This window comes from Oerskovia sp. NPDC060287 (genome assembly GCF_042726775.1).
GTDB classification, from domain to species: Bacteria; Actinomycetota; Actinomycetes; order Actinomycetales; family Cellulomonadaceae; genus Oerskovia; species Oerskovia merdavium.
Window position 1 is genome coordinate 1 of the sequence record NZ_JBHXBO010000185.1, and the last position, 8,262, is coordinate 8,262.

At 74.2% G+C, this 8,262-nt stretch carries 8 protein-coding genes; all 8 read left to right on the forward strand.

Going from position 1 to position 8,262, the window contains the following annotated elements; translation table 11 throughout:
• The first annotated feature begins 87 nt into the window (after nucleotides 1-87).
• The 8 genes from ACFWFR_RS14745 (at nucleotide 88) to ACFWFR_RS14780 (ending at nucleotide 8,182) form a co-directional block, all read left to right on the forward strand.
• Nucleotides 88-969 (forward strand): tyrosine-protein phosphatase, encoded by an 882-nt coding sequence (locus ACFWFR_RS14745; protein WP_377623447.1) that lies wholly within the window; start codon nucleotides 88-90, stop codon nucleotides 967-969.
• A gap of 127 nt (nucleotides 970-1,096) precedes the next feature.
• Nucleotides 1,097-1,408, forward strand: coding sequence for an integration host factor, actinobacterial type (gene mihF / locus ACFWFR_RS14750; RefSeq protein WP_056651986.1), 312 nt, complete (start codon nucleotides 1,097-1,099; stop codon nucleotides 1,406-1,408).
• 1 nt (nucleotide 1,409) lies between these two features.
• Nucleotides 1,410-2,024 carry a guanylate kinase gene (gmk, locus tag ACFWFR_RS14755; protein ID WP_191802618.1) on the forward strand — a complete coding sequence of 205 codons (615 nt, stop codon included), beginning with the start codon at nucleotides 1,410-1,412 and terminating at the stop codon, nucleotides 2,022-2,024.
• 227 nt (nucleotides 2,025-2,251) lie between these two features.
• Nucleotides 2,252-2,524 (forward strand): DNA-directed RNA polymerase subunit omega, encoded by a 273-nt coding sequence (rpoZ, locus tag ACFWFR_RS14760; protein WP_056651983.1) that lies wholly within the window; start codon nucleotides 2,252-2,254, stop codon nucleotides 2,522-2,524.
• 67 nt (nucleotides 2,525-2,591) lie between these two features.
• Entirely contained in the window at nucleotides 2,592-3,827 is a 1,236-nt protein-coding gene (coaBC, locus tag ACFWFR_RS14765) for a bifunctional phosphopantothenoylcysteine decarboxylase/phosphopantothenate--cysteine ligase CoaBC (protein WP_377623448.1), read from the forward strand.
• Nucleotides 3,828-3,892: 65 nt separating this feature from the next.
• A complete protein-coding gene (metK, locus tag ACFWFR_RS14770) occupies nucleotides 3,893-5,098 on the forward strand; it encodes a methionine adenosyltransferase (protein ID WP_377623449.1) in 1,206 nt (401 codons plus the stop codon).
• A gap of 52 nt (nucleotides 5,099-5,150) precedes the next feature.
• Nucleotides 5,151-7,514: a primosomal protein N' gene (locus tag ACFWFR_RS14775; RefSeq protein ID WP_377623450.1), complete on the forward strand. Its 2,364-nt coding sequence runs from the start codon at nucleotides 5,151-5,153 to the stop codon at nucleotides 7,512-7,514.
• Nucleotides 7,511-8,182: an HAD family hydrolase gene (locus ACFWFR_RS14780; protein ID WP_377623451.1), complete on the forward strand. Its 672-nt coding sequence runs from the start codon at nucleotides 7,511-7,513 to the stop codon at nucleotides 8,180-8,182. The genes ACFWFR_RS14775 and ACFWFR_RS14780 overlap by 4 nt, the downstream gene beginning before the upstream one ends.
• Nucleotides 8,183-8,262 lie beyond the last annotated feature (80 nt).

An 8,262-nucleotide genomic window follows, 5' to 3' on the forward strand; every position in this document is an offset into this window, starting at 1 on the left:
CCGATCCCGGTGGGCGCCCCCTCGGGCCTTCTGCGGCACGTGACGTGCCGTGCGGCGGCTCTTGACGCCACCTGAAAGACTCGCCCCATGACTTCTTCCCTCGCTGCAGACGCCCGGACGGACGACCCCGGGGCCCTCGACATCCCCGGGACCTGGAACGCCCGCGACGTGGGCGGGCGCGCCGTGCCCGTCGGCGCCACCGAGCCGTTGCGCACCGGGGTGCTGCTGCGCACCGCCGGCCTCTCCCGCCTGACCCCCGAGGGCGTCGCGGCTCTCGAGGCCCTCGGGGTGACCGTCGACCTGGACCTGCGTGGTGAGGACGAGGTCGAGCGCGACGGGCAGGACGTCGTCCCGGCGACCACGCGCGTGGTGCCTCGGCGGATGGACCCGGGCGCCGGCGTCGGGCACGCGTTGCGCGACTCGGACGCGGGGCCTGGTGGCGCGGACGGCGCGTCCGACGGTGAGGAGCGCTCGGCCGACACCGCGGCCATGATCGCCCAGCTGATCGGGTCGAAGGACCCCCAGGCACTGGCCCGCGCCATGATGCACGGCGTCTATGCGACGTTCGTCACGGACCCGGGGATCCGCCGGACCGTGGGGGAGGCTCTCCAGGACGTCGCGGACGCGGACGGGGCGGTCGTCGTGCACTGCTCGGCGGGCAAGGACCGTACCGGGTGGATCGTCGCGCTCGTCCAGTACGTCTGCGGCGTGAGCGACGAGGACCGGCTCGCCGAGTACCTCGCGAGCGGGGCCGCGGTCGACGGGATCGCGGCCGTGATCCCCCCGATCCCCGGGCTGGACAAGGAGGCCCTGACGCCCCTGCTGGGCGTCGAGCCGGAGTACCTCCTGGGCGCGTGGGAGCTGGCCGAGAAGGAGTTCGGGAGCATCGACGGGTACCTCGAGGCGTGCGGCGTCGGGCCTGCGACCAGGGAGAAGATCGTCAGGAAGTTCGCTGCTCAGGGCGTGTGAGCGTTGCCTGACCTGCCAGGTGTGACTAGTTTCGAAGGTGTCGAGGTCGCCACCGGGGCTCGTGATCCGGTCGGCGGCCCCGGTGCACGTGTGGGCCCATCCGTCTGAGGACAAGTAGGTGACTTGCGTGGCACTACCATCCCTGACCCCCGAGCAGCGCGCGGCCAATCTCGAGAAGGCGGCCGAGGCGCGCCGAGCGCGCGCCGAGGTCAAGAACCGGTTGAAGTACTCCCAGGGTTCCCTCGCCGAGGTGATCGAGCAGGGGCGCACCGACGACGTGATCGGCAAGCTGCGCGTCGTCGCGCTGCTGGAGTCGCTCCCCGGCGTAGGTAAGGTGAAGGCCCGGGCGATCATGGAAGAGATCGGGATCGCCGAGACGCGTCGCGTCCGCGGGCTGGGACCCCACCAGTCCGCGGCGCTCATCGAGAGGTTTGGCTGACATTTCCGCTTCACCCGCTGCGCCGGTTGCCTCGTCACCCGCCGCACCACAGCACCCTGCCCGCCTGACCGTCCTGGCGGGCCCGACCGCCGTCGGGAAGGGGACCGTGTCCGCGGACATCCGCGCCCGCTACCCGCAGGTGTGGCTGTCCGTGTCCGCGACGACCCGCGAGGCGCGCCCGGGCGAGGTGGACGGCGTCCACTACCACTTCATCTCGGCCGAGGAGTTCGACCGCCTGGTCGCCGAGGGCGAGATGCTCGAGTGGGCCGTGGTGCACGGACGCAACCGGTACGGCACCCCGCGTCGCCCGGTCGAGGAGAAGCTGGCGGCGGGCGTGCCCGCCCTGCTGGAGATCGACCTCCAGGGCGCGCGCCAGGTCCGTGCCTCCATGCCGGAGGCACGGTTCGTGTTCCTGGCCCCGCCCAGCTGGGAGGAGCTCGAGCGGCGCCTCGTGGGCCGTGGCACGGAGGGACCCGAGGAACGTGAGCGCCGCCTGGCGACCGCACGCGTCGAGCTGGCCGCAGAGCCCGAGTTCGACGTCGTGATCGTCAACGACGAGGTGCACCGGGCGACCGACGCGCTCGTCGAGGCCATGGGCCTGACGCCCGTCGCCTGAGGCGACCCGCGCCAACGCCCGAGCCTGCCCCGTCGGGGCAGGGCGATCGGTCCCTCGGGAGGATTTGTGCCTGCCCAGTAGACTGGTCGTCAGGCGCGTGCGTGCTGAGCGCGCGCAACCTCGTGATCGACCCAGCTGTACAAGGTCCGCACGTCGTACCTGAACCATCCATCCTGCACCGGCCCTGACAGACCGTCGCAGGTCCCCCTGACTCACGGAGTGAGACTGTGTCCGGAACCATCGCCGCCCCCGAGGGCATCACCGACCCGCCCATCGACAAGCTGCTGGAGCGCGCCGACTCCAAGTACGCGCTCGTGATCTACGCCGCCAAGCGTGCGCGCCAGATCAACGCGTACTACTCCCAGCTCAACGAGGGCCTGCTGGAGAACGTGGGCCCGCTCGTCGAGACCCGCAACCAGGAGAAGCCGCTGTCGATCGCGATGCGCGAGATCAACCAGGGCCTGCTCACCATCGAGACCGTGGACGTCCCGGCTCCCTGATCGTCGACCGCCTCCGGGCGGACGGACGTTCTGTGCGAGGCGTGGGCGCGAGGGAGGGCTCGTACCGATGAGGATCCTGCTGGGTGTCAGCGGGGGAGTGGCGGCCTACAAGGCCGTCCTCCTGCTGCGTCTCCTGCGTGAGCAGGGGCACCGGGTACGAGTCGTCCCCACCGCCTCCGCCCTGCGCTTCGTGGGTGCGCCCACGTTCGAGGCGCTGTCGGGCGAGAAGGTCAGCACCGAGGTGTTCGACGACGTCCCGCAGGTCGCGCACGTCGCGCTCGGCCAGGGCGCGGACCTGGTGATCGTCGCCCCCGCCACGGCGGACCTCCTCGCGCGCGCGGCCGCCGGCCGTGCCGACGACCTCCTCACCTCGACCCTCCTGACCGTGCACTGCCCCGTGGTCATGGCTCCGGCCATGCACACCGAGATGTGGCAGCACCCGGCGACCGTGGCCAACGTCGCGACCCTGCGCTCGCGCGGCGTCCACGTGATCGAGCCGGCCAGCGGCCGGCTCACGGGCAAGGACACGGGCCCCGGGCGCCTGCCCGAGCCCGAGGACATCGCTCGCACCGCGCTCGAGGTCGCCGGTCGGGCGGGCGTCGGCGGGGCCCCGCAGGACCTGGCCGGGCTGCGCGTGGTGGTCTCGGCGGGCGGCACGCGCGAACCCATCGACCCGGTGCGCTTCATCGGGAACCTCTCGAGCGGACGCCAGGGGATCGCGCTCGCGCGCGCAGCCCAGGACCGTGGGGCGGACGTGACCCTCGTCGGGGCGAACCTGACCGAGCCGCTCGACGGGATCGCGGACGTCGTGCGCGTGGGGTCCACGGCCGAGCTGCGGGACGCTGTCCGCGCGGTCGCGCCTGACGCCGACGTGGTGGTCATGACCGCCGCGGTCGCGGACTTCCGTCCGGCCCGGACCCCGGGCACCAAGATCAAGAAGGTGCCGGGCCAGGGGCCCGCGCCCATCGAGCTCGTCGAGAACCCGGACATCCTGGCCGAGCTGGCGCGCGAGCGCCTGCGCCCCGGGCAGGTCGTGGTCGGGTTCGCCGCCGAGACCGGAGACGAGTCCGGAGACGTCCTGCACCACGGTCGCGCCAAGGCGCGCCGCAAGGGTGCCGACCTGCTGGTGATCAACCCGGTCGGTGGCGGACGAGGGTTCGGTACGGACACCAACGAGGTCACGATCGTCGACGCGCAGGGCGAGACCGTCGCCCAGGCCGCGGGGTCGAAGCGCGAGGTCGCGGACGCGGTGTGGGACGCGGTCCTCAAGCTCTCGCCGCCGCTCGCCGCGACCACGGACTGAGATCTCCGCTACGTCTCAGTGGTCGGATGGCGCGTATCATCTAGCGGGACAGTACGCTGGACCCCATGAGAGACGACCTGCGCCTGTTCACGTCCGAGTCCGTGACGGAAGGCCACCCGGACAAGGTCTGTGATCAGATCTCCGACGCGATCCTCGATGCGCTCCTCGAGCAGGACCCCACCTCCCGCGTCGCGGTCGAGACCATGGTCACCACGGGCCTGGTCCATGTCGCGGGAGAGGTGACGACCAACGCGTACGTCGAGATCCCGCAGATCATCCGCGACGTCGTCAAGGGCATCGGGTACACGTCCTCGGCGATCGGCTTCGACGGCGACTCGTGCGGCGTGTCGGTCTCGATCGGCCAGCAGTCTCCGGACATCGCGCAGGGCGTCGACAAGAGCCTGGAAGAGCGAGACGACTCCTCGGGCCCGAGCATCTCGCGTGACCCGCTCGACGCCCAGGGCGCCGGCGACCAGGGCCTGATGTTCGGCTACGCGAGCGACGAGACCCCCACGCTCCTGCCCCTGCCGATCTTCCTCGCGCACCGCCTGGCCGAGCGCCTCGCGCTGGTCCGCAAGGACGGGTCGCTGCCGGGCCTGCGCCCCGACGGCAAGACGCAGGTGACCATCGGCTACGACGGGGACCGTCCGGTGCGGCTCGACACCGTCGTGCTCTCGACCCAGCACGACGAGGACGTGCTGCAGGAGTCGCTGCACGCACAGGTCGCCGAGCTCGTCGTGGCCCCGGTCGTCGCCGGGCTGGACCTGGACGTCGCGGACTTCCGCCTGCTCGTGAACCCGACCGGCAAGTTCGTCATCGGCGGCCCCCAGGGCGACGCCGGGCTGACGGGCCGCAAGATCATCGTCGACACGTACGGTGGCATGGCCCGGCATGGCGGCGGCGCCTTCTCGGGCAAGGACCCGTCGAAGGTCGACCGTTCGGCCGCCTACGCCACGCGCTGGGTCGCCAAGAACGTCGTCGCGGCCGGGCTCGCGCGCCGCTGCGAGGTCCAGGTCGCCTACGCGATCGGCAAGGCGCACCCCGTGGGCCTGTACGTCGAGACGTTCGGCACCGAGACGGTCCCGGTCGAGCGCATCCGTGCCGCGATCGACGAGGTCTTCGACCTGCGCCCGGCCGCGATCATCGCGGACCTGGACCTTCTTCGTCCCATCTACTCGCAGACCGCTGCGTACGGTCACTTCGGTCGCGAGCTGCCCGACTTCACGTGGGAGCGCACGGACCGCGTCGCCGCGCTCCAGGCCGCCGTCTGAGCCGCGTCGCACCGGCTTCCCCGGTGTGGGTGGCGCGTGCTGAGATAGGGCGATGACCAGCCAGGACACCGCCGAGGACGCGGGGGAGCAGCTCACGCTGCTCCCCGCTCCCGAGGCGGCCCCTCGCGCCCGGCGGGCGGGCAAGGCCGCGCGTCCGGTGGGCGCGCTGGAGATCGCGGGCGACCAGCCGGTCGCCCGCGTGGTCCTCGACCTGTCGCCGCACCACCTGGACCGCACGTTCGACTACCTGGTGCCCGCCTCGATGGCCGCGGACGCTCGGCCGGGGGTCCGGGTCAAGGCGCGGTTCGGCCCGCAGGAGGTCGACGGATTCGTCCTGGCCCGTGCGGACCGCAGCGACCACGACGGTCGTCTCGTGCCGCTCAAGCGCCTCGTCTCGCCCGAGCAGGTGCTCACCCCGCAGGTCGCGCGGCTGTGCCGCACGGTCGCCGACCACTACGCGGGCACGCTCTCGGACGTGCTGCGTCTCGCGATCCCGCCGCGTCACGCGCGGGCGGAAGCGGCGCCGTCGGGCAGCGAGCAGCCGACCGCGGACGCCCAGGTGGACCCGAGCGTCCCCGACGGGGAACGCACGAGCCCCCCGGGCGCGTCCTCCGGCCCCGACGCCCCGGGGAGCGCCGGGTCCTCGGGCTCCGCTCCCTCCGTGGCACCGACCGCCCCCACGGCACCGGCGCCCTCCGGCCCGGTGCGTCCCTCGGAGTGGGCCCCCTACCGCGGCGGGGCCGCGTTCCTGAGCCACCTGGTCGGCGGGTCGGGCCCGCGCGCGGTCTGGACGGCGCTGCCGGGCCGCGTGGCCGACGGCGTGCCCGTCCCCCGTGATCGTCCGGCGGGCGGTCGCGGCGCGGGCGAGGAGGACCCGGCGCAGGCCGTCCAGCACTGGGCCCTGGCCCTGGCCGAGGCCGTGCGCGCGACCGTGACGGGCGGGCGCGGGGCGCTCGTCGTGCTGCCCGACGCGCGGGACGTCGACCAGATGTCGCGGGCGCTCGAGCTCGCCGGCTACACGGCCCGCACGGCGCGCCAGGACGGGCAGTTCGTCCGGCTGACCGCGGACGAGGGGCCCTCGCCCCGGTACCGCAGCTTCCTCGCCGCGCTGCGCGGCGAGGTCCCGATCGTGATCGGCACGCGTGCCGCGGCGTTCGCGCCGGTGCAGGACCTGGGGCTGGTGGTGTGCTGGAACGACGGCGAGGAGACGCTCGCCGAGCCGCGCTCGCCGTACCCGCACGCGCGCGAGGTCCTCGCGCTGCGCAGCGAGCTGGAGGGGGCCGCGTTCCTGCTCGGTTCGGTGAGCCGCACGGTGCAGGCCCAGGCGCTGCTCGAGTCGGGCTGGGCCCGGGAGGTCGCCGCGCCGCGTGAGGTCCTGCGTGCGCGGGCCCCGCGGGTGCGGGCGCTGACGTCGGTCGAGCTCGCGTCCGAGGGCGCGGGTGCCGCGGCGCGCCTGCCGAGCGCCGCCTGGCGGGCCGTGCGGGACGCCCTGGGCACCGGGCCGGTCCTGGTCCAGGTCCCGCGTGCCGGCTACATGCCCGTCGTGGCGTGCGCCCGCTGCCGCACGGCCGCGCACTGCGGCACGTGCCACGGGCCGCTCATGCTGCCTGGCCCCGGGGCGCCGCCGCAGTGCGCGTGGTGCGGGGCCCTGGCCGGGGCGTGGTCGTGCGACGAGTGCCACTGGACAGGCCTGCGTTCGGTGCGGGTCGGGTCGGGGCGCACGGCCGAGGAGCTCGGCCGCGCCTTCCCGGGCGTCGCGGTGCGCGTCTCGGGCGCGAGCGCCCCGGGTGGGGTGATCGCCGCCGTCGGGCCGCGTCCCGCCGTGGTCGTGGCGACCCCGGGCGCGGAGCCCGTGGCCGAGGGCGGCTACGCCGCCGCGCTGCTGCTCGACGCCGCGCTGAGCACCGCGCACGTGGGGCTCGCGGTCGCCCAGGACGCCCTGCACCGCTGGCTCGCGGCCGCGGGCCTGGTGCGCTCGGCCCGCGAGGGCGGGCAGGTGCTGCTCGTGGGCGACGCGGCCCCGGGGCCCACCAACGCCCTGGTGCGCTGGGACCCGGCGGGGTTCGCGGACCGTGAGCTGGCCGAGCGCCGTGAACTCGACCTGCCGCCCGCGGTGCGGGTCGCCGCCGTCACGGGGGACCGGCAGGCCGTGGACGCGGTCGTGGCCCGGGTGGGCCTCGCGGACGCCTCGACGACGCTGGGGCCCGTGGAGGTCGTCGAGGGGGCAGGGCGCCCCGGACGCGGCGGTCCCGGGCGTGATCCCTCGCTGCAGCCGCCCGTGCGCACCATCGTGCGCGTCCCTCTGCGTGAGGGCCGCAGGCTCGCGCGCGAGCTCTCGGCCTCCCTCGCGGTGCGCTCGGCCAAGCGAGAAGGTGGGAGCGTACGCGTCCAGCTCGACCCCAAGGAGATGCTGTGAACCCCACCACGCCCACGACCCCGGGCGGCGCCCCTGAGGAGAGCGCGCCCGCCCCGGCGGTCGACACCGTGCTCTTCGACTTCGGCAACGTCCTGGTGACGTGGGACCCGTACGCGGCCTACGAGGGACGCATGGCCCGTGCCGACGTCGAGGCCTTCTTCGAGGCCGTCGACTTCCCCACGTTCAACGCGCGTCAGGACGCGGGCCGGTCCTGGGCCGACGCCCGCCGCGAGCTCGCGGAGCACCACCCCGAGCACGTGCAGACCCTCGACGTGTACACCGAGAACTTCGCAGCGAGCCTTGTCGGTCCCGTGCCCGGCACCGAGGAGGTGGTGCGCGAGCTGCGCACGCTCGGTGTCCGGCAGTACGGGCTGACGAACTGGTCCGCGGAGATGTTCCACGAGGCGGAGCCCGCGGCCCCGGCGGTCGGGCTCATGGAGGACGTGCTGGTCTCGGGCCGGGTGGGGCTCGTCAAGCCGGACCCGCGCATCTTCGAGGTCGCGACCGAGCGCTTCGCCCTGGACCCCGCGCGCACGCTCTTCGTCGACGACTCCGTGGCGAACGTCACGGCCGCCCGTGCGCTGGGGTTCCGGACGCTGCGCTTCGAGCACGTCGAGGGGCTGCGGGCGAGGCTGCGAGAGCTCGGCGTCCAGGTCGCCGAGGCCTGACCCGCGCTCTGCCCGGTCCTGGTCCGCCGGTGATGCCCGGGTACCGGCCGCCCCGTCCGGGCCGCCCGCGGGGCCCGGAC